Origin of the sequence: Arthrobacter echini (assembly GCF_008107445.1) — a bacterium.
GTDB classification, from domain to species: Bacteria; Actinomycetota; Actinomycetes; order Actinomycetales; family Micrococcaceae; genus Arthrobacter_D; species Arthrobacter_D echini_A.
In genome coordinates this window covers 268,174-288,062 of sequence record NZ_VSLD01000002.1, presented here as the reverse complement: position 1 = coordinate 288,062, position 19,889 = coordinate 268,174, and the positions used below count along the sequence as shown (strand labels likewise).

General features: G+C 68.1%; 22 protein-coding genes. 16 read left to right on the top strand and 6 right to left on the bottom strand.

The features are described 5' to 3' along the window. Window positions 1–36 precede the first annotated feature (36 nt). The 11 genes from rplS (at window position 37) to FQ377_RS05940 (ending at window position 8,562) form a co-directional block, all read left to right on the top strand. A complete protein-coding gene (rplS, locus tag FQ377_RS05990) occupies window positions 37–396 on the top strand; it encodes a 50S ribosomal protein L19 (protein ID WP_148600326.1) in 360 nt (119 codons plus the stop codon). A 9-nt stretch (window positions 397–405) separates the two neighbouring features. Continuing rightward, window positions 406–1,089: a signal peptidase I gene (gene lepB, locus FQ377_RS05985; protein WP_262364304.1), complete on the top strand. Its 684-nt coding sequence runs from the start codon at window positions 406–408 to the stop codon at window positions 1,087–1,089. A gap of 91 nt (window positions 1,090–1,180) precedes the next feature. Beyond that, window positions 1,181–1,987 (top strand): signal peptidase I, encoded by an 807-nt coding sequence (lepB, locus tag FQ377_RS05980; protein WP_148600325.1) that lies wholly within the window; start codon window positions 1,181–1,183, stop codon window positions 1,985–1,987. After that, entirely contained in the window at window positions 1,984–2,721 is a 738-nt protein-coding gene (locus FQ377_RS05975) for a ribonuclease HII (RefSeq protein WP_395858469.1), read from the top strand. The genes lepB (FQ377_RS05980) and FQ377_RS05975 overlap by 4 nt, the downstream gene beginning before the upstream one ends. Window positions 2,722–2,728: 7 nt before the next feature. Beyond that, on the top strand, window positions 2,729–3,055 hold the full coding sequence (locus FQ377_RS05970) for a DUF2469 domain-containing protein (RefSeq protein WP_148600324.1): 327 nt from the start codon (window positions 2,729–2,731) through the stop codon (window positions 3,053–3,055). A gap of 89 nt (window positions 3,056–3,144) precedes the next feature. After that, on the top strand, window positions 3,145–3,510 hold the full coding sequence (locus FQ377_RS05965; protein WP_187393267.1) for a YraN family protein: 366 nt from the start codon (window positions 3,145–3,147) through the stop codon (window positions 3,508–3,510). Further along, a complete protein-coding gene (locus FQ377_RS05960) occupies window positions 3,510–5,045 on the top strand; it encodes a YifB family Mg chelatase-like AAA ATPase (protein WP_148600323.1) in 1,536 nt (511 codons plus the stop codon). Before FQ377_RS05965 ends, FQ377_RS05960 begins: the two co-directional genes overlap by 1 nt. Continuing rightward, window positions 5,045–6,238, top strand: coding sequence for a DNA-processing protein DprA (dprA, locus tag FQ377_RS05955; RefSeq protein WP_148600322.1), 1,194 nt, complete (start codon window positions 5,045–5,047; stop codon window positions 6,236–6,238). The genes FQ377_RS05960 and dprA overlap by 1 nt, the downstream gene beginning before the upstream one ends. A 34-nt stretch (window positions 6,239–6,272) precedes the next feature. Beyond that, the gene (locus FQ377_RS05950; protein WP_148600321.1) at window positions 6,273–6,893 is read left to right on the top strand and encodes a methylated-DNA--[protein]-cysteine S-methyltransferase; all 621 of its coding nucleotides are present in this window, start codon (window positions 6,273–6,275) and stop codon (window positions 6,891–6,893) included. 27 nt (window positions 6,894–6,920) lie between these two features. Next, window positions 6,921–7,853: a tyrosine recombinase XerC gene (locus FQ377_RS05945; RefSeq protein WP_148600320.1), complete on the top strand. Its 933-nt coding sequence runs from the start codon at window positions 6,921–6,923 to the stop codon at window positions 7,851–7,853. A gap of 205 nt (window positions 7,854–8,058) precedes the next feature. Then, window positions 8,059–8,562, top strand: a complete 504-nt coding sequence (locus FQ377_RS05940) for a DUF3145 domain-containing protein (RefSeq protein ID WP_148600319.1) — start codon at window positions 8,059–8,061, stop codon at window positions 8,560–8,562. A gap of 45 nt (window positions 8,563–8,607) precedes the next feature. On the opposite strand, the gene fabF is transcribed toward FQ377_RS05940, so the two are convergent. The 6 genes from fabF to aceE form a co-directional block, all read right to left on the bottom strand. Continuing rightward, entirely contained in the window at window positions 8,608–9,843 is a 1,236-nt protein-coding gene (fabF, locus tag FQ377_RS05935; RefSeq protein ID WP_148600318.1) for a beta-ketoacyl-ACP synthase II, read from the bottom strand. Window positions 9,844–9,954: 111 nt separating this feature from the next. Next, window positions 9,955–10,200: an acyl carrier protein gene (locus FQ377_RS05930; RefSeq protein WP_019482900.1), complete on the bottom strand. Its 246-nt coding sequence runs from the start codon at window positions 10,198–10,200 to the stop codon at window positions 9,955–9,957. 77 nt (window positions 10,201–10,277) lie between these two features. Beyond that, complete coding sequence (locus FQ377_RS05925; RefSeq protein WP_148600317.1) at window positions 10,278–11,339, bottom strand: beta-ketoacyl-ACP synthase III; 1,062 nt, start codon at window positions 11,337–11,339, stop codon at window positions 10,278–10,280. Further along, a complete protein-coding gene (locus FQ377_RS05920; protein ID WP_148600316.1) occupies window positions 11,336–12,301 on the bottom strand; it encodes an ACP S-malonyltransferase in 966 nt (321 codons plus the stop codon). Before FQ377_RS05920 ends, FQ377_RS05925 begins: the two co-directional genes overlap by 4 nt. A 78-nt stretch (window positions 12,302–12,379) precedes the next feature. Beyond that, on the bottom strand, window positions 12,380–13,708 hold the full coding sequence (locus tag FQ377_RS05915; RefSeq protein ID WP_148600315.1) for a PucR family transcriptional regulator: 1,329 nt from the start codon (window positions 13,706–13,708) through the stop codon (window positions 12,380–12,382). A gap of 120 nt (window positions 13,709–13,828) precedes the next feature. Beyond that, entirely contained in the window at window positions 13,829–16,582 is a 2,754-nt protein-coding gene (gene aceE, locus FQ377_RS05910; RefSeq protein WP_148600314.1) for a pyruvate dehydrogenase (acetyl-transferring), homodimeric type, read from the bottom strand. A 359-nt stretch (window positions 16,583–16,941) separates the two neighbouring features. On the opposite strand from aceE, the gene FQ377_RS05905 reads away from it, so the two are divergent. The 5 genes from FQ377_RS05905 to FQ377_RS05885 all read left to right on the top strand — a co-directional run bounded on the left by FQ377_RS05905 (window position 16,942) and on the right by FQ377_RS05885 (window position 19,862). After that, window positions 16,942–17,358 (top strand): DUF3052 domain-containing protein, encoded by a 417-nt coding sequence (locus FQ377_RS05905; protein ID WP_148600313.1) that lies wholly within the window; start codon window positions 16,942–16,944, stop codon window positions 17,356–17,358. A gap of 3 nt (window positions 17,359–17,361) precedes the next feature. Continuing rightward, on the top strand, window positions 17,362–17,826 hold the full coding sequence (locus FQ377_RS05900) for a redoxin domain-containing protein (RefSeq protein WP_148600312.1): 465 nt from the start codon (window positions 17,362–17,364) through the stop codon (window positions 17,824–17,826). Window positions 17,827–17,918: 92 nt separating this feature from the next. Beyond that, window positions 17,919–18,779, top strand: coding sequence for an NAD-dependent protein deacetylase (locus FQ377_RS05895; RefSeq protein ID WP_148600546.1), 861 nt, complete (start codon window positions 17,919–17,921; stop codon window positions 18,777–18,779). A 141-nt stretch (window positions 18,780–18,920) separates the two neighbouring features. Next, complete coding sequence (locus FQ377_RS05890; protein WP_148600311.1) at window positions 18,921–19,622, top strand: hypothetical protein; 702 nt, start codon at window positions 18,921–18,923, stop codon at window positions 19,620–19,622. Window positions 19,623–19,646: 24 nt separating this feature from the next. Continuing rightward, complete coding sequence (locus FQ377_RS05885; protein WP_148600310.1) at window positions 19,647–19,862, top strand: hypothetical protein; 216 nt, start codon at window positions 19,647–19,649, stop codon at window positions 19,860–19,862. Window positions 19,863–19,889 lie beyond the last annotated feature (27 nt).

Below are 19,889 nucleotides of genomic sequence, written 5' to 3'. Positions count from 1 at the left end.
CATGAATGACCTGTGGCGTTCATCAGGAGCACGAATATGCATATTCTCGATTCCGTTGATGCCGGAGCCTTCCGCGACAACATCCCTGACTTCCGCGCGGGCGACACCGTCAACGTGCACGTCAACATCATCGAAGGCAAGAACACCCGTGTTCAGATCTTCAAGGGCTTCGTCCTGGGTCGCCAGGGCGACGGCATCCGCGAGACCTTCACGGTTCGCAAGGTGAGCTTCGGCGTCGGCGTGGAGCGGACCTTCCCCGTCCACAGCCCGGTCCTCGATCGCATCGAGGTCGTCTCCCGCGGTGACGTGCGGCGCGCCAAGCTGTACTACATGCGTGATCTCCGCGGCAAGGCCGCGAAGATCAAGGAGAAGCGCGACCCCAAGACGCTCAAGTAGCTTCAGCTGGTGCACGAAAACCCCGCCGACCGGTCCACCACCGGAAAGCACCCGAAACGCCGGTCCCGATCCGTGGGCTGGCGTTTCGTGCTCTCCGCCGTCGTTGTGGCGGCTCTCCTCACAGGGCTCGTGCGCTCCCTCCTGGTGGACGTCTACTTCATTCCCTCCGGCTCCATGGAGCCCCTCCTCACCGAGGGGGACCGCGTCCTGGTCGACAAACTGGTGGATACGGCGGCCCAGCTGCAGCGCGGGGACGTGGTCGTCTTCGACGGCAGGGGTTCGTTCGACCCCATCACCGACCAGCGGTCCCTGCCCGAGCAGCTGCTCGCCGGGGCCGGTCAGTGGCTCGGGGTCAGCGGTAGCCACACGGTCTACATCAAGCGCGTGATCGGCCTCGGGGGGGACCACGTGGAGTGCTGCTCCGAGGACGGGCACCTGCTGGTCAACGGTGACGTCCTGGACGAGCCCTACCTCTACCCGGGTGACAACGCGAGCGACGGGGAGTTCGACGTCGTCGTTCCCGAGGGGCGGATCTGGCTCCTCGGGGACCATCGCTCGGCGTCGCAGGATTCGCGCTCGTTGCTCGGCGCTCCGGGTGGTGGGCTCATCGCGGAGGATCGGATCATCGGGCGGGCCTTTCAGCTAGTCTGGCCACTTGACCGGTTCGCGCCGATCGGGCGACCGGACGACTGACCGTTCAGCTCCGGGACAGGCCTCCGCGCCGGTACCATCCGCCCGGCGGATCTGACGCCGGGCACCACCACGACCACAGAGGGATCAGTACATGGCACGGAGCTTCCGCAGGAAGTCGAGCTCGGGGGACGACGCCTCCGAAGCGCACGGCGTCGACCCGGCCGGTGACGCCGAGGGGTCCGTCGAAAGCGGCTCGCGGGCTTCCCGGCGTAAACCCGAGAAAGCCCCGGAGCGTGGCCCCGGTGCCTGGCTGAAGGAGATTGCGACCATCGTCGTGATCGCCCTGGTTCTTTCCTTCCTCATCAAGACCTTCCTCTTCCGGGCCTTCTTCATCCCCTCGGGATCGATGGAGGAGACCCTCGAGATCGATGACCGCATCTTCGTCAATCAGCTCGTGCCCCAGCCTTTCGACCTCCAGCGCGGGGACATCGTCGTCTTCCAGGACGCGGCCGGATGGCTGCCTCCCCAGGAGGAGCTCCAGCTCAGCTGGCTGAAGGAAGCCCTGATCTTCATCGGCCTCGCACCGGACCAGTCCCAGCAGCACCTCGTGAAGAGGGTCATCGGGTTGCCCGGGGACGCCGTGACCTGCTGCGACGCCGAGGGCCGCATCACCGTCAACGGCGAACCGCTCGACGAGCCCTATCTGTTCCCCGGGGCCAACCCCTCGGATCTACCCTTCGATGTCGTCGTCCCCGAGGGCAGCGTCTGGGTCATGGGTGATCACCGGAACGCCTCGGCGGACTCGCGCGCCAACCAGGACAAGCCCGGAGAGGGTTTCGTGGACATCGACGACATCGAGGGCAGGGCCGCCGTCATCGCGTGGCCGCTGAATCGCATCGGCTTCCTCGGTAATCACCCCGACGTGTTCGACGGCGTGCCGGACGCCGCGGGATCGTGACGGCGCTGCGCCGCACGCGGTCCGCCGCGCCCACGCTCCGGCTGGAGAAGGCGTTCTCGGCGCAGGGCCACCGATTCGTCGCCGGGTGCGACGAAGTGGGCAGGGGAGCACTGGCCGGCCCGGTGTCGGTCGGCATCGTCGTGCTGGATCTCGAGGCGGTGCGCGGGTTGCGCGGGGTCCGCGACAGCAAGCTGCTGACTGCCGCGGAGCGTGAGACGCTGGTACCACTGATCCGACGCTGGTGCGTCGCCTCCGGGGTGGGGCACGCATCCGCCGCCGAGATCGATGCCCTCGGTCTCATGAGCGCCCTGCAGAGTGCCGGAAGCCGGGCAATGGCTACGGTCCGGGCGAGCGTCTCGCCCGACGTCGTCGTGCTCGACGGGAACCACGACTGGCTCTCACCACGTCCCTCGGGCCCAGCGGGGACCGGCGGCGACTGTGCCGTCGGACGCGACGCGGAGGACTTCATGGCTCCCGTGCATACCCTGGTCAAGGCCGATCTGACCTGCCTGAGCGTGGCCGCAGCGAGCGTGCTCGCGAAGGTGGAGCGCGACGGGCTGATGGTCTCGCTCGCCGCGAACCATCCGTCCTTCGGGTGGGACGTCAACAAGGGGTACGCCACCGCGGGGCACCGTGCAGCCATCGATGCCGCCGGACCCAATGAGTATCACCGGAGGACCTGGCGTCTGGGGAGCCGCGACAGGCCTGCCGGACCAATTCTGGAAAGAGGATGATGACCGAATGAGTGCCGAGGATCTCGAGAACTACGAAACGGACATGGAGTTGCAGCTCTATCGCGAGTACCGCGACGTCGTGGGCCTCTTCAGTTACGTCGTGGAGACGGAGCGCCGGTTCTACCTGGCGAACAACGTTGATCTGCAGGCCCGCTCGGCGGACGGGGAGGTCTACTTCGACCTGACACTGCAGGACGCCTGGGTCTGGGACGTGTACCGGTCCGCGCGCTTCGTCAAGAACGTCCGGGTCATCACGTTCAAGGACGTCAATGTCGAGGAGCTGACGAAGTCCGACGACATCACCCTGGCGAAGGACGGCACACTGGGCAACTGAGCGACTGCTCCGGTGTGATCGCGGCCTTGTCCACATAGCAGCTGCTCCGCTGCGGTCCTTCCTCCCTCTGCCCGAGGCTGGGGGAGGAGGTGATGACCATGTTGGCGAAGGATCGGCTGGGACGCCGTGGCGAGGAGACGGCCGCTGCGTTCCTCGAACGCGCGGGTCTGCGCATCGTGGACCGCAATTGGCGGTGTCCGGCGGGTGAGATCGACCTCGTCGCGGTAGAGGGCTCCACTCTCGTGATCGTCGAGGTCAAGACGCGGACCTCGGACGATTTCGGGCAGCCGCTGGAGGCGATCAGCGCGGGCAAGCTCGCGAGGCTGTATCTGCTGGCCTCGAAGTGGGCGCGGTCGCACGAGCAGCGGTTCAGCGGTTTCCGGATCGATGCGGTGGGCGTGCTCGACGACGGCTCCGGGTCCCCGCGGATCGAGCATGTCCGGGCGGTGCTCTGATGGCGCTCGGACGGACCTATGCCGTCTGCCTGGTGGGCATGAACGGTCACGTCGTGGAGGTGGAAGCGGACATCGGGCAGACCCTGCCGGCCTTCGTTCTCCTCGGCCTGCCCGACGCCTCCCTCAACGAGGCGAAGGACCGCATCCGGGCCGCGGCCCGGAACGCGGGCGTGCCGCTCAGCCGACGGAAGATCACCGTCAACCTCATCCCCGCCTCGCTCCCCAAGCGCGGATCGGCCTTCGACCTGGCGATCGTCATGTCGGCACTCGCTGCAGCGGGTGATGTCAGGGCGTGCGGAACCACGGTCTTCATCGCCGAACTCGGTCTGGACGGTCAGTTGAGACCTGTTCGCGGAGTACTACCGGCGGTGATGGCCGCGGTGGGGGCCGGCCATCACCGCATCGTCGTCGCCCTGGAGAACGAGGCGGAGGCGGCGCTCGTCCCCGCTGCCGATGTCACCTCCTTCCGGACGCTTGCGGAGGTGGCCCTGGCTTTCGGGGCGGACGCCGCGCAGGTGAAGCTGCCCGAGCCCGTGGTCCACCAGGACCCGTCGGTGGAGACCGTGTCGATCGCGCAGCCGAGGGACCTCTCTGACGTCGCGGGCCAGCAGGAGGCCCGCTTCGCGCTGGAGGTCGCCGCTGCAGGCGCCCACCACCTGCTGATGGTCGGGCCTCCCGGTGCGGGCAAGACCATGCTCGCCGAGCGTCTGCCGGGAATCCTCCCGGATCTCGAGGACGCCCACGCCATGGAGGTGACGGCCATCCACAGCCTGAGCGGCGATCGGCACTGTACGGAGCTGCAGCGCACCCCGCCCTTCGAGAGTCCGCACCACACGGCTACCCCGGCCTCCATCATCGGCGGAGGCAGCGGCATCCCGCGTCCCGGTGCGGCGTCACGTGCCCACCGGGGTGTCCTGTTCCTCGACGAGGCGCCGGAGTACGAGCGCCGGGTGCTGGAGGCACTGCGTGAGCCACTCGAGAGCGGGAGACTCGTGTTGCATCGGGCCTCCGGTACCGCGTCCTATCCCGCACGGTTCCAGCTCGTCCTGGCACTGAATCCCTGCCCGTGCGGACTCGCCACCGGCAAGGGGACCGACTGCGTGTGCACGGCCCAGCAGCGTCGGCGGTACTTCAACCGCCTGTCCGGTCCGCTGCTGGATCGCGTGGATCTGCAACTGGCCGTGCGACGGGTGGGTCTCGCGGACTACGCGGACACCCGGGTGGCCGAGTCCTCCGCCGTGGTCGCCGCGCGGGTCGCCGCTGCGCGCGGGGCGCAGCGCGAGCGGCTCCGCCCGTGGGACGTCGTGACGAACTCCGAGATCCAGGGCCGGATCCTCCGCAGCGAGCTCGCCCTGCCGCGCGGTGTCACAGCGGCACTGGACAGGGCCCTCGAGCTCGGCCTCGTCAGTGCCCGCGGCTGGGACAGGGTGACCCGCGTCGCCTGGACCATCGCCGATCTGGCAGGTCGCGCCCGGCCGGACGCGGACGACGTCGTGACCGCCCTCGGGTTCCGCCTCCAGGAACGTGCTGCCTGATGGGTACCGACAGCAGCGCCACACTGGCCAGGGCAGCGCTCTCGAGGCTCTTCGAACCCTCCGACACCGTAGGGCTGGGTCTCGTGGCAACCGTGGGTCCCGTTGACGCCCTGCGGATCGCCCGGAGCGAGCTCGCGGTGGGAGGTGAGATCCGGCGTTCCCTGCGGGAGCTGCTGGGCAGCGCGGACGGTCCACGCGATCCGCTCCAGGACTCCCTGGCGCGCTGGGCTCCACGCGTGCCCGAGCTAGCACCCGAGCGTGACCTGGCGACACTGCGACGCCTTGCCGGACGCCTGGTCACACCCGAGACCGACGAGTGGCCCGTGGCCCTCGACGATCTCCAGGGCGGAACCCCCATCTGTCTCTGGGTGCGGGGCACCCAGGCAATACCACCGCAGGCCCGTCTGGCGTCGGTGGTCGGCTCCCGGGACAGCACCCCGTACGGGTCCTCGGTGACGACGGAGCTGTCCGCCGGACTCGTGACGCGGGGCTACGGAGTGGTCTCGGGCGGCGCCTACGGTATCGATGCGCAGGCCCACCGGGCTGCTCTCGCCTCGGCGAGCGATCACGGCTCGCCGACCATCGCCGTCCTCGCCGGCGGGATCGACAGGTACTATCCGGCAGGGAACGAGGAGTTGCTGCGCACCATCGCCCAGCGGGGCCTGCTGCTCGCGGAGGTCCCACCCGGCAGCTCGCCCACCCGGTGGCGCTTCCTGCAGCGCAACCGCCTGATCGCAGCGCTCAGTGCGGTCACCGTCATCGTCGAGGCCCGCTGGCGCTCCGGCGCCCTGAACACCGCCCATCACGCGGCGGCCCTCGGTCGCCCCGTCGGAGCCGTCCCGGGATCGGTGTACTCCGCCAACTCGGCCGGATGCCACCGCCTCCTGAGAGATGGAACCGCCGTGTGCGTGGCCGACGCAGCCGACGTCGCGGAGCTCGCCGGCCCGCTGGGCGGGGAGCCGCTGGGGGACAGGGCGAGGGAGAATGCCGAACCCGTGAGGGACCAGGACGGTCTGTCGGTGCCGGACCTGCTCGTCCTCGATGGGCTCCCGGTGCGTGCGGCGACGACCGTGGACAAGCTCACCTCCGTTGCCGGTCTCTCCGTCCGCGAGGTGATCGGCGGACTGGCGCGCCTCGAACTTGCCGGCCTCGCGTGCCGCACCGGCGAGGGCTGGCGGCGTCGGCAGCGCTGACGCTTCGTATTCATCCGATGATCAGGAGGACACCATGAGCGGAACCAGCGGCCCCATCAGCGGGGGCGGACGGTGGCATCATGAGATCGATACTCCTGTGGGCGGTCTTCGGGTCGTGGCCGACGCCGCGGCGATCGTCGGCCTGTACCACTCGATCCACGACCCGGCTCCCGGTCCGGAATTGCTCGGTCAGCGCGTGCAGGGGCCGACGGCGGAGGAATCAGCACCAGGGTGTGCGCCAGGGGTGCCGGTGGCGGTCCCACCCGTGACAGCTGACCTGTTGACGCGAGCGGCCGAGGAGCTGGCGGAGTACTTCGCAGGGTCCCGCCAGGCGTTCGATCTGCCCGTCGAGCTGTACGGTACGGAGTTCCAGCTGCGGGTCTGGGCCGATCTGCTGACGATCCCGTACGGGGAGCGCCGCAGCTACCGCGACCTCGCTTCCCGGCAGGGAAACCCGTCGATGGGACGCGCGATCGGAGCAGCGGTCAGGGCCAATCCCGTGTCGATCCTCGTTCCAGGACACCGGGTGGTCAGCAGCACCGGGGGCGTCGCGGGTTATGCGTCCGGTGCCGGGACGAAGATCGCTCTGCTCGACCTCGAATCCGCCGTCCGGGCCACCCTGGGTACGCTGGGGGCGGGCAGCCGCATCCCGTAGTGGCTTCCGTCAGGATCGGAGGACGTCGTGGCTGGTGCCGGGGCAGCAGGTGGCGACGAGTTCGCCGGTGCTCTCGACCGCTTCTCCGCGTACCTGACGAGGGAACGCAACAGATCCGCCCACACCGGACGGGCCTACCGACTGGACATCGATCTGTTCCTCACGCACGCCTCCTCCGCCGGAGCCTCGCGTCTCGCAGAGCTGGAACTGCGCCACTTCCGAACCTGGCTCGGAGCTCTGGACGCCGCAGGGCTCTCACGCTCCACGATCGCGCGGCGGGCCGCCTCCGTGCGGACCTTCATGGACTGGGCAGTGCGCGAGGACCTGGTGCCCGCGAATCCGGCCCTGAGGTTGCGAGCCCCGAAACGCGCCGGCCACCTGCCCACGGTCCTGAGCCAGCCGCAGGCCACGGCCCTCTTCGAGACGCTCGGCGAGCGCGCGCAGGGGGGAGAACCGCGCGAGCTGCAACGCCGGGCCATGCTCGAACTGCTCTACGGGACAGGCATCCGCGTCGGTGAGCTCGTGGGCCTCGACATCGACGACCTCGCTCCGGAGCGCCGCACGCTCGTGGTGCTGGGCAAGGGCGGGAAGGAGCGCACCGTCCCCTACGGTGTGCCGGCCGCCCACGCCATCGACGACTGGCTCCGACGGGGACGAGCGACGCGGGTGACCGGGAAGAGTGGCCCCGCGCTCTTCCTGGGCGCCCGGGGCGGGCGGATCGACCAGCGGACCGTCCGGCTGCAGGTCCGTGAATCACTGGAGGCACTCGGTGATACCGCTGCACGCGGTCCGCACGCCCTTCGGCACAGCGCTGCGACGCATCTGCTCGACGGCGGTGCAGATCTCCGCTCCGTCCAGGAGCTTCTCGGTCATTCGAGTCTGGCGACCACGCAGCTGTACACGCACGTGTCCGTGGACCGTCTCCGGAGCAGCTATGAACAGGCCCATCCCAGAGCCTGAGGAAATGCGCAGGAATTCCCGCACCGGAACGGCCCTTCCGGCCCCCACGCGCCCGTGCGTGGTCCGTGCTGGCGGAATCGATGCTTCTCGGGCACAATGAGCGATAGTCGGCGTAGGTCAGCCGGCGCATAGCCGGTCAGCACACCTGTTCCACGCATCACTGAGGGTCGTTGGGGAAGACGTACCTACAGTTATGGAGGATGGAATGTCTGGTGTGATGGCCCGTGGCGTGTTGTACGTGCACTCAGCCCCTACCGCCCTGTGCCCTCATGTGGAGTGGGCCATCGGCTCGGTGCTAGACAAGCGCATAGATCTCGAGTGGACGGCGCAACCGGCTGCTCCCGCGATGCTGCGCGCCGAGCTGTCCTGGACAGGATCGCAGGGTTCGGGCTCGCGCCTTGCGTCCGCGCTGCGCGGCTGGGCCCACCTTCGCTTCGAGGTCACGGAGGAGCAGAGCGCCGGCGCCGATGGAGGACGCTGGTCCTACACCCCCGAGCTGGGAATCTTCCACGCCACGACAGATGTGCACGGCAACATCATGATCACCGAGGATCGCATCCGCTACGCCTACGAGGCAGGGGCGGGAGATCCAGCGGCGGTCTACCACGAGCTCTCCCTCGCGCTGGGGGAATCCTGGGACGAGGAGCTGGAATCGTTCCGCCACGCTGCTGAGGGCGCGCCCGTGCGCTGGCTCCACCAGGTGGGTTAGACCGCTCAATCCACATGGTGTGCCGTCAGTCGCACGGGGCCGTGCTCAGATGCTACGCAGCACGATCACGGCATTGTGCCCACCGAAGCCGAAGGAATTGCTCAGGGCCACCAGGTCTCCCGCGGGCAGATCGCGAGGAGCTGTGACCACGTCGAGGGGGATCTCCGGATCCTGATTGTCGAGGTTGATGGTCACGGGCATCGTGCGCTCGTGCAGTGCCAGTACGGTCATGATGGCTTCCACCGCCCCGGACGCTCCGAGGAGGTGACCGGTCTGCGACTTGGTCGCCGACACGGCCACCTGGTCGAGGTGGTGACCGAGGGCTGCCCTCAGGGCCGTGTACTCCGGCTTGTCGCCCACGGGCGTGGAAGTGGCATGGGCATTGACGTGCACCACGTCCTCCGCCTGTGCCCGGGCATCGAACAGCGCGGCCTTGAGCGCGCGGGTTGCACCGAGTCCCTGCGGGTCTGGGGCGGTGATGTGGTACGCGTCGGCCGTGACGGAGGTTCCGGCGAGCTCGGCATAGATTCGGGCGCCGCGCGCCAGGGCATGCTCCTCGGCCTCGATGACGAGGGCGCCAGCGCCCTCACCCATGACGAAGCCGTCGCGGCCGGTGTCGTACGGGCGGGAGGCGAGCTCCGGTTCGCTGTTGCGCCGCGACAGGGCCTGCATCGCCGCGAAGGCAGCGATCGGCATCGGATGAATGGCCGCTTCGGCTCCACCACACATGACGACGTCGGCCTTGCCGGACCGGATGAGCTCGAGGCCCTGATGGAGTGCCTCCGTGCCCGAGGCACACGCCGACACCGGCGTGTGCGCGCCGGCCCTCGCGCCGAGGTCCAGGCTGACGGCTGCAGCAGGCCCGTTCGGCATGAGCATCGGCACGGTCATCGGTAGGACGCGGCGCGGTCCCTTCTCACGCAGCGTGTCCCAGGCGTCGAGGAGGGTCCAGACACCGCCGATGCCGGTCGCGAAGGCCACGGCGAGGCGATCCTTGTCGACGTCCTCGATGCCGGAGTCACGCCAGGCCTCCCGAGCGGCGACCACCGCGAACTGGGTGGATGGGTCCATGCGCTTGGCCTCCACGCGGGAGAGCACCTCGGACGCCGGTGTGGTGATCTGGGCGGCGAATGTCACCGGCAGTTCGTACTTCTCCACCCAGTCGGCCTCGATGGCACGGGCGCCCGAGACTCCCTTGAGCGAGTTGGCCCACATGGTGGGGACATCCCCGCCGATCGGGGTGGTTGCACCGAGTCCGGTGATGACGACTTTCCGTGGCATGGTCACTCTTTCGACGCTGGGGTGCGCTCCGGTTGCACCGGGGCGGGAATACGACTGCGGCCGCCCACGGCGGTGATACCGGGAGCGGCCGCAGAGCCGGGACGGGAGGTGCTAGGCCTGTGCGCCCGAGATGAAATTCACGGCGTCGCCCACGGTCTTGAGGTTCTTGACTTCCTCGTCGGGGATGCGGACGCCGAACTTCTCCTCCGCATTGACGACGATGGTCATCATCGAGATGGAGTCGATATCGAGATCGTCGGTGAAGGACTTGTCCATCTCGACGGACTCAGGCGCGAGGCCGGTCTCCTCGTTGACGATCTCTGCCAGACCGGCCAGGATTTCTTCGTTGCTAGCCATGATGGCTCCTTTTCTGTTCTTGCCGGCGAACCGGCGGGGGATGGACAGATCGCGCGGGCGCGATCCGGGCTTGGGATCTAGGGCAGGACGACGACCTGCGCCCCGAAGACCAGTCCGGCACCGAAGCCGATCTGCAGAGCGAGCGTGCCGCTGAGGGAGGGCTGCTCCAGGAGGGTGCGGTGCATGGCCAACGGGATGGAGGCCGCAGAGGTGTTTCCGGCATCGACGATGTCGCGCGCCACGTGGACGTGCTCCGGAAGTTTCAGCTGCTTCACCATCTCATCGATGATACGGATATTGGCCTGATGCGGCAGGAAGACGGAGAGTTCGTCGGCGGAGATACCGGCAGCGTCCAGGGCCCGCTGCGCAACCTTCGCCATCTCCCATACGGCCCAGCGGAACACGGCAGGGCCGTCCTGGCGCATCGTGGGCCAGAGGCCTTCGCGCGCCGTGCCCTCGTCCTGGTCCCGTTCGACGTCGGAAGCGACCGCACCCAGAGCATAGTCCCGGACGTCCAGCAGGGAGCGGTCCATGCGGATCGCCTCGTGCTTGCTGCCGTCCGAACCCCACACGGTAGGGCCGATCCCGGCGGAGTCCGCAGGACCGATCACGACGGCGCCTGCACCGTCGCCGAGGAGGAAGGAGATGGTGCGGTCCGAGTTGTCGATGAAGTCGGAGAGCTTCTCGACGCCGACCACGAGGACGTACTCCGCGGTACCGGCGTGGACGAGGGCATCCCCCTGCGCGATCCCGTAGCAGTAGCCGGCGCAGGCGGCAGAGATGTCGTAGGCGGGCGCGGGGGAGGCGCCGAGGCGGTCCGTCAGCTGAGCCGCGGCCGAGGGTGTGGCGTAGGGGTGGGTCACGGTAGAGACGAGTACGGCGCCGAGCTGTGAGGCATCGACGCCTGCGGACGCGAGGGCCTCCCGTGCAGCTGCCTCGGCCATGTCGATGACGCTAACGTCGCGCGGTGCGCGGTGACGAGTAACGATCCCCGTCCGCTGTCGGATCCACTCATCGGAGGAATCGATCCACTGGCAGACGTCGTCGTTCGTCACGATGAGCTCAGGGCGATAGGCGCCGACTCCGAGGATGCGCGTGTGCTCGCGGAGGGGTGCCTGCTTGATTGCGGTGATGCTCACTGGGGTCCTTCGGCTGTGATGGACGGATCGGGGTCCGTGGTTCGCGAGTGTTCTTCGATGAAAGCACGGGCGGCTTCCAGGTCCCCGGGAGATTTTACGGCCAGCGCTGCTGTTCCGCGCATTCCGCGCTTCGCCAAGCCGGTCAGGGTGCCTGCCGGTGACAATTCGATCAGGCCGGTGATGCCCATGTGCTGCATCGACTCCATGCAGAGATCCCAGCGGACCGGCCGGGACACCTGTGCGATGAGGCTGTCCAGGTTGCCGTCGCCCCTGATCACGGGCTTGCCGTCGTGGTTGGAGATGAGGGTGGCGGTGGGGTCGGCCGGTGAGAGTGCGCTCCGGAGTTCTTCGAGGGCTGTGACCGCGGGCGACATGTGGTGGGTGTGGAATGCCCCGGCGACTTTCAGCGGAATGACGCGGGCTCTGGCCGGAGGGTCCTCCCCGAGCGCCCTCAGCTGCTCGAGCGTCCCTGCCGCGACGACCTGCCCACCGCCATTGGCGTTCGCCGCCGTGAGTCCGATGTGCGACAGCCGGTCCGCGACCTCGTCGGGATCGCCCCCGAGCACCGCACTCATCCCGGTCGGCGTCGCCGCGGCCGCCTCCGCCATGGCATTCGCCCGGACGCGCACGAAAGCGATGGCGTCCTCCTCGGTCAGCGCCCCGGCGACGGCCGAGGCCGTCAGCTCTCCCACGGAGTGTCCCGCGAGCACGGTGGACGCGGTGAGGACGTGATCCTCGAGGAGCAGACGCGCGGTGACGAGACCCGCGGCGACGATGAGCGGTTGGGCAACAGCTGTGTCCTTGATCGTCTCCTCGTCGGAAACAGTGCCATGGCGGACGAGGTCCAGGCCCGCACGGTCGCTGAGGTGTTCGAGCTGGTCACGAACTCCGGGAAGATCGAGCCAGGGGCTCAGGAAGCCCGGGGTCTGGGAGCCCTGTCCGGGGCAGGCGATTGCAAGCACTGTTCCAGCTTTCCAAACCGGGGAAGCATTCCCGGGTGTCCGGCAGAACCAAGCTGGTTCAACCCTTTTGTAGGAACTCTACAACGAGCGGGGACGGCCGGCTGTCGTCGGTCTCGTCTTCGCTCCCGGGGTCGCGCGCGGGGTGCGTCCCGGGGTCGCGCCCGCTCCGGGATGACCGGCGTCCGGCGGACGGGACTCCTGGGCGAGACGCCCCACCACGAGCGCGGTGTGGAGGACGTAGGCCTCGCGCGGAAGCAGCGGATCCCAGCCCGTCACATCGCACACGCGCCGCAGCCGGTAGCGCACGGTGTTCGCGTGGACGAAGAGCGATCTCGAGGTGGCTTCCAGGGAGTGGCCGAGCTCGAGGTAGGAGGACAGGGTCTGCTCCAGGCCGTTCGAAGCCGCGAGCAGTGGTCGGTAGATGGTGTGGACGAGCTCGCTGCGGGCTGTGGCATCGCCCGAGACGACCCGCTCCGGCCACAGGTCCTCGGATGAGACGGGCCGCGGCGCGTCGGGCCAGGCCCTCGCAGCGGTGAGACCTGCGAACGCCGCCTGCGCCGAACTGCTGGCGCTCACCAGGGAGGCGGCCTCCGGTCCGAAAACCACTGCTCCGGGACCGAAGAGCTCGCTGATGCGCGGGTACGCCTTCGCCGGATCGCGGACGCCGCCCAGGACCAGGATGAGGCGCTCGCCCTGGATCCCCACGAGCACGTCCTCGGCCAGGCGACCTGTGATGCGACGCAGTTCATGCAGCAGACTCGCGTTGGGGTCCTCCGGCGCGCTGCCGACCATCACCGTGATGGGCGCCTGGGAGGTCCAGCCGACGGCGGCGATGCGGGAGCGCAGTGCGTCCGAGCTCTCGCCCCGCAGGATGGCGTCCACGACCAGCGCCTCCAGCCGGGTGTCCCAGGAACCCCGGGTCTCGGCGGCCCGCGCGTAGACGTCGGCCGCCGCGAAGGCGACCTCCCGTGAGTAGCGCAGGACCGCTTCGCGCAGCGGCCCCTGGTCGGGCTCGGGGGCGAGGAACGGTACGTGGTCCTCGACGACCTGTACCACCACACGGATCAGCTGCAGTGCTTTCTGCAGGCTGATGGACCGCGTCAGTTCTGTCGGCGCGGTGCCGAAGACGTCGCTGAGGACCCACGCGGGCGAGACAGGCTTCTGGTACCAGTTGACGAACGACGCGATACCTTTCTGGGCCACCATGCCGAGGGCGGAGCGCTCGTCGGGACGCAGGCCGCGGTACCACGGAAGATCCGCGTCGAGCTGTCGGAGGGTCGCCGTGGACAGGGAGCCGATGGTGGCGCGGAGTTTCTCCACGGTCGCCGGATCCGGGGGAGTAGTTCCTGCGTTCGTCGCTCCGGGGCCACTGCGGGCACTCCCGGGGCCAGGTGCGGACTGCGGCATGTTCAGAGCATACGGCGTGCGATCCGCAGGACCCATTTGTGTGAAGGCTACAAAAAGGAACGACGGCGTGATCGGGCAGTCACCTGCCTGATCACGCCGTCGCGTCCGCTGTCCCTCCGGTCAGGCGTCTCCGCCGGTGGTGCCGGTGGTGCCCGCGTTGATGTCGTGCAGGCTGTACTTCTCGATGGCCTGCTGCGGGATGCCGGCGTCGAGGTCGCCGCTGCGCACGAGCATCTCCAGGGCCCGGACGACGATGGAGTGGGTGTCGATCTTGAAGTACCGACGTGCGGCCTGGCGGGTGTCCGAGAAGCCGAAGCCGTCGGCGCCGAGGGTCGCGAAGTCGTTGGGCAGGAACTGGCGGATCTGGTCGGGGACGGCCTTCATGAAGTCTGTGACCGCGACGATCGGCCCGGCGGCGTCCTTGAGCTGCTCGGTGACGAAGGGGGTGCGGGGTTCGGCGTCGGGGTGCAGGAACGCCTGCTCCTCGGCGTCGAGACCGTCGCGGCGCAGTTCGTTCCAGGACGTCACGGACCACACGTGGGCTGCCACACCCCATTCCTCGGCGAGGATTGCCTGGGCTTCGAGGGCCCAGGGCACGGCCACACCGGAAGCGAGCAGCTGCGCTACAGGTCCCTGCACGGTCGCGGACCGAAGGTGGTAGATGCCCCTGAGCAGGCCTTCTACGTCGAGGTCCTCGGGCTCGGCCGGCTGCAGGATGGGCTCGTTGTACACGGTGAGGTAGTACATGACGTTGCGGAAGGACTCGGGCTTGTCGCCGATGTCCCCGTACATCCGATTGAGTCCGTCCTGCATGATGCGCCCGATCTCGTACCCGAAGGCCGGATCGTAGGACACCACGGCAGGATTCGTGGATGCCAGCAGGGGCGAGTGGCCGTCGGCGTGCTGCAGCCCTTCTCCGGTGAGGGTGGTCCGCCCGGCTGTGGCTCCGATGATGAAGCCGCGCGTCATCTGGTCCGCCGCCGCCCAGATGCCGTCCCCGGTGCGCTGGAAACCGAACATCGAGTAGAAGACGTAGATGGGGATCAACGGCTCACCGTGAGTGGCATAGGCCGACCCGGCGGCGGTGAACGCCGCGACCGATCCGGCCTCGTTGATGCCCGCGTGCAGGATCTGACCCTCGATCGATTCCTTGTAGGCGAGGATCAGGTCCCGGTCCACGGACAGGTAGTTCTGGCCCTTGGGGTTGTAGATCTTCGCGGTCGGGAAGAACGAGTCCATGCCGAAGGTCCGGGCCTCGTCCGGGATGATCGGCACGATCCGCTCACCGAACTCCTTGTCCCGCATCATGTCCTTGAGGACCCGCACGAATGCCATGGTCGTGGCAGCCATCTGCTTCCCCGACCCGCGCTTGGCCCCCTCGTAGGCCTTGTCCCCGGGCAGGACGATGTCGGAGTGCTCGGTTCGCCGCTCGGGCACGAAACCGCCGAGCTCCCGACGCCGCTCGAGCAGGTACGCGATCTCCGGGGAGTCGGCATCCGGGCGGTAGTACGGGGCGTTGTAGAGGTCGTCGTCGATCTGCTCGTCGGTGACCGGGATCCGCAGGTGATCGCGGAATGCCTTCAGATCGGCGTTGGTGAGCTTCTTCATCTGGTGGGTCGCGTTGCGGCCCTCGAAGTGCGAACCCAGACCGTAGCCCTTGACCGTCTTGGCCAGGATCACCGTCGGCTTGCCCTTGAACTCGGTAGCCGCCTTGTACGCGGCGTAGACCTTGCGGTAGTCGTGCCCGCCGCGCTTGAGGTTCCAGATCTCCGCGTCGGACAGATCCTCGACCATGGCCTTGGTCTGCGGGGACTTGCCGAAGAAATGATCCCGGACGAATCCACCGGACTCGGCCTTGTACGTCTGGTAGTCCCCGTCCGGGGTCTGGTTCATGATGTCCACCAGCGCGCCGTCGTCGTCCTTGGCCAGCAGGCCGTCCCACTCCCGGCCCCACACGACCTTGATGACGTTCCAGCCGGCGCCGCGGAAGAAGGCCTCGAGTTCCTGCATGATCTTCCCGTTACCGCGTACCGGACCGTCCAGGCGCTGCAGGTTGCAGTTGATCACGAAATTCAGGTTGTCCAGATTCTCGTTCGCCGCCAACTGCAGCAGACCACGCGACTCCGGCTCGTCCATCTCGCCGTCACCGAGGAATGCCCATACCTGCTGCCCCGAGGTGTCCTTCACCCCGCGGTTGTGCAGATACCGGTTGGACTGCGCCTGGTAGATCGCGTTCATCGGCCCGATTCCCATGGACACGGTCGGGAACTCCCAGAACTCCGGCATCAGCCGCGGGTGCGGGTAGGAGGACAGGGCGTGGCCCTCCTTGGACTTCTCCTGGCGGAAGCCGTCCAGATCCTCCTCCGACAGCCGACCCTCGAGATACGCCCTGGCATACATGCCCGGGGAGGCGTGACCCTGGAAGAACACCTGATCGCCACCATCGGGGTGGTTCCGGCCCTTGAAGAAGTGGTTGAAGCCCACCTCGTACAGCGTCGCCGCCCCCGCATAGGTGGAGATGTGCCCGCCCACACCGATCTCCGGGCGCTGGGCGCGGTGCACCATCACCGCGGCGTTCCACCGCAACCACGCACGGTACTTCCGCTCGATCTCCTCGTCCCCGGGGAAGTCCGGCTCCTGGTCGGGCGGGATCGTGTTCACGTAGTCCGTGGTCGTGACCATCGGCACGCCCACCGACTGGGCGCCGGCCCGCTGCAGCAGCGACCGCATGATGTACTGCGCGCGTTCGGTCCCCTGGGAACGGATCAACTGATCGAGGGACTCGATCCATTCGGCGGTCTCCTCCGGATCCCCGTCCGACTTACCCACCGTCAGACCGCTCAGGATGTCCGCTGTACCTTGTTCTGCAGCCACGCGATATCTCTCCACTTCCACGGACCTGCGTCCGTGTCGCTTTATACCTGGACCCACCTCGTCGGCGGGTGCCGAAATGCATGCCGGGCCGCCGGGCGACAGCGCCGCGGCCATATAGTTCCTCACTCTATCGCCGCCGCCGGTGCGGTGCGTAGCGACGAGAGGGTCCCGGCCGGATTACGCCGAGGGCGTGTCCGTAGCTGACGGCCGCGCACCACACACTGCCGCGACGGCGAAAACCCCGTACTGGCTTGATGCCCGGCGTATAGATGCGTAGCGTGTGAAGCGATCGACTGGTAGCAACGAGCATGGACCCGAGGGCGCGTCACGCGACGGCCCGTCTTTTCAGGAGGAGCTAAGTGAGCGAGGCTGAAGCCGCCACTGCGGTCGACGTGGCAGGCAAGTTGGGTTTCAAGGACGGAGACCTCGTCCAGGAACTCGGCTACGACGACGACGTCGACTTCGACCTCCGCGAACAGCTGGAGGGCGGCCTCGGCGGTGAATTGCTGACGGAGGATGACCAGGAGGTCGTCGACGGGGTGATCCTGTGGTGGCGCAGCGGCGACGGCGATCTCGTGGATGCACTCGTCGACTCCCTCCTCTCGCTCGATGCGGGAGGCGTGATCTGGCTCCTGACGCCCAAGTCGGGCCGTCCGGGCTATGTGGCTCCGGCGGACATCCAGGAATCAGCCCCGACGGCAGGCCTGCACTCCACCTCCTCCGCAGGCGTGTCCGGCGAATGGGCAGCGACCCGACTCGTCAGCCGGAAGCAATAGTCCGTGGCCCTCGACATCGGCGCGCTTTCACCCGACTTCTCCCTCGCCAACCAGTTCGGCGAGACCGTGGACAGTACGTCCCTGAGCGGCGGCTCCGTGGTGGTCTTCTTCCCGTTCGCCTTCTCGCGCATCTGCACGGACGAACTCGGCGAGCTCCGGGACAATCTGGGTCTGTTCGATGCGGCGGGCGTCACACTGGTGGCGATCGCCGTCGACCACAAATACACGCTGCGGGCGTTCGCGGAGACGAATGACATCTCATTCGACCTGCTGGCCGACTTCTGGCCGCACGGGTCGGTGACACGGGCCTTCGACGCTTTCGACGAGACGCACGGCTACGCCGAGCGGATCAGCTATGTCCTCGACGGACGTGGCTCGGTGCGCTCCGTCATCACTTCCCCCCATGGGCAGGGCCGACCGATCGCCGAGTACTCGCAGGCCCTGAGTTCGGTCGAAGACGCCCTGTGACCACCCCGGGGGGCGGGGGTGACCCGCTGCCGGGGCCGGAGTCCCATCCACGCCTCGGTCTCACGGGATTCGTGAGCGAAGCCCCGGCGTCGATGCTGGCGGTGCTCGCACCGGAGGAGCGGGCGCGACTGGACGACGCCGTCGCGGTGCTCGGAGGACTACCACTGGCGGTTTTGACCGGCGCGGGTCTGAGCACGGACTCCGGGATCCCGGATTACCGAGGTCCGCAGTCCGTCAAGCGGAACCCCATGACCTATCAGCAGTTCGTCGGGGACGAGTCGCTGAGGCGACGCTACTGGGCGCGCAACCATGTGGGCTGGCGGCACCTGCGCCGGGCCGATCCCAACGCCGGCCACGCCGCGGTGGCCAGGATGGAGGAGCGTGGTCTGCTCACCGGGCTGATCACGCAGAATGTCGACAAACTTCATTCCTCGGCCGGTAGCTCGAACGTCATCGATCTGCATGGCACCTTCGATCGAGTGATCTGCCTCCAGTGCGCCTCGGTCTTCCCCAGGAGCCGGGTGGCGGAGATCCTCGAGGAACTCAATCCCGGTTATCTCGAACGGGAATCGGACGCCGGTGATGTTGCCCCGGACGCCGATGCCGACGTCGACGACACGGGTGACTTCTCCATGGCTCCGTGTCCGGTGTGCGGGGGCATGCTCAAGCCGGACTTCGTCTACTTCGGTGAGAACGTCCCGAAGGACCGGGTGGCAGCGGCCTACGCCCTGGTCGATACGGCGGGTGCGCTCCTGGTGGCAGGGTCATCACTGACGGTGATGAGCGGACTGCGCTTCGTCCGCGGCGCCTTCAAGCAGGGCAAACCGGTGGTGATCATCAATCGCGGGTGGACGCGTGGCGACGAGTTCGCCACGCTGAAGATCGAGGTCGGAGTCTCGGAGGCCCTGACCTATCTCGCGGAGCGGCTACCGGATGTGCAGCCCAGCAGGTAGCACTACAGAAAGAACGCAGGTAGTCCACCTCCCATGTCGGGTAACGGATACCGTGTCGCAGCCGATCGCGCGCGGCTTACAGTCATCCCCTGGGTCTCTCAACTGGGGTGGAATATGCGTCATACAACAAGGTCTCTGCTCGTGGGTGTCGGAACGGCCACCGTTCTCCTCGTCCCCCTGATGGTCGGCTCCGGAGGTCAGGAGCCCGCCGACGCCCCCTCGACGATGGGCGTCGCGCCGACACAGCTCCCACCGGGAGAGAATCTTCCCGGCGGTGCCGGCGCGGCAGGGAGCGAGCCAATCACGGCGGAGCCCTCCGAGGGGGTCGACGGTCCGCCCGGAAGCCCCGTACCCCCCGGGAGCGGCATGGGTGGTGATCTGCCCGTCGAATCGCTGCCAGCTCCCGGCTACCCCTCCTGCGCCGTCGATGGCGCCGGGACCTGGTGGACCGATCCTGCCGACCCCTACACCTGTCTGCCGCCGGTGTCGCGTCCGTTCCATGAGCCGACGCCTCCGGGGATGCCGCCGGAGCTGTCCCAGCCGATCTTCGGGGAACCGCCGGTGTCGCGTCCGTTCCATGAGCCGACCCCTCCGGGGATGCCGCCGGAGCTGTCCCAGCCGATCTTCGGGGAACCGCCGGTGTCGCGTCCGTTCCATGAGCCGACCCCTCCGGGGATGCCGCCGGAGCTGTCCCAGCCGATCTTCGGGGACCCGGCGGAGGCGCTGACTCCGGACGACTGCCGTGTCACCGGAGCGATGCAGTGCACCGTGACGATCATGGACCAGGTGTACGTGGTGGACTTCGTCGACGGGGAGCCGGTGGCCGTGGCCGCGGCTCGCTGATACCGCGGAGCCTATGCTGGGATCATGTCAGGCGAGCGACGGCGGGACCGCAGGGCCATCATGTTCGTGGTCGGCGCTTCGCTGATAGCCCTGTGTGTCGCGGCACGCCGGCTGGGACTCGGGACCGCGACGGACGCGGACGGACCGGCGTGGTGGCTGGCCTCCATGTTCCTGCTCGGCGTGTCACTGCTCGCGATCCTGCTCTTGGAGAAGCTCCTCGGAATCAGGCGGAACCGGTGACAGGCAACAGGCCGGCGCCGATGCAGC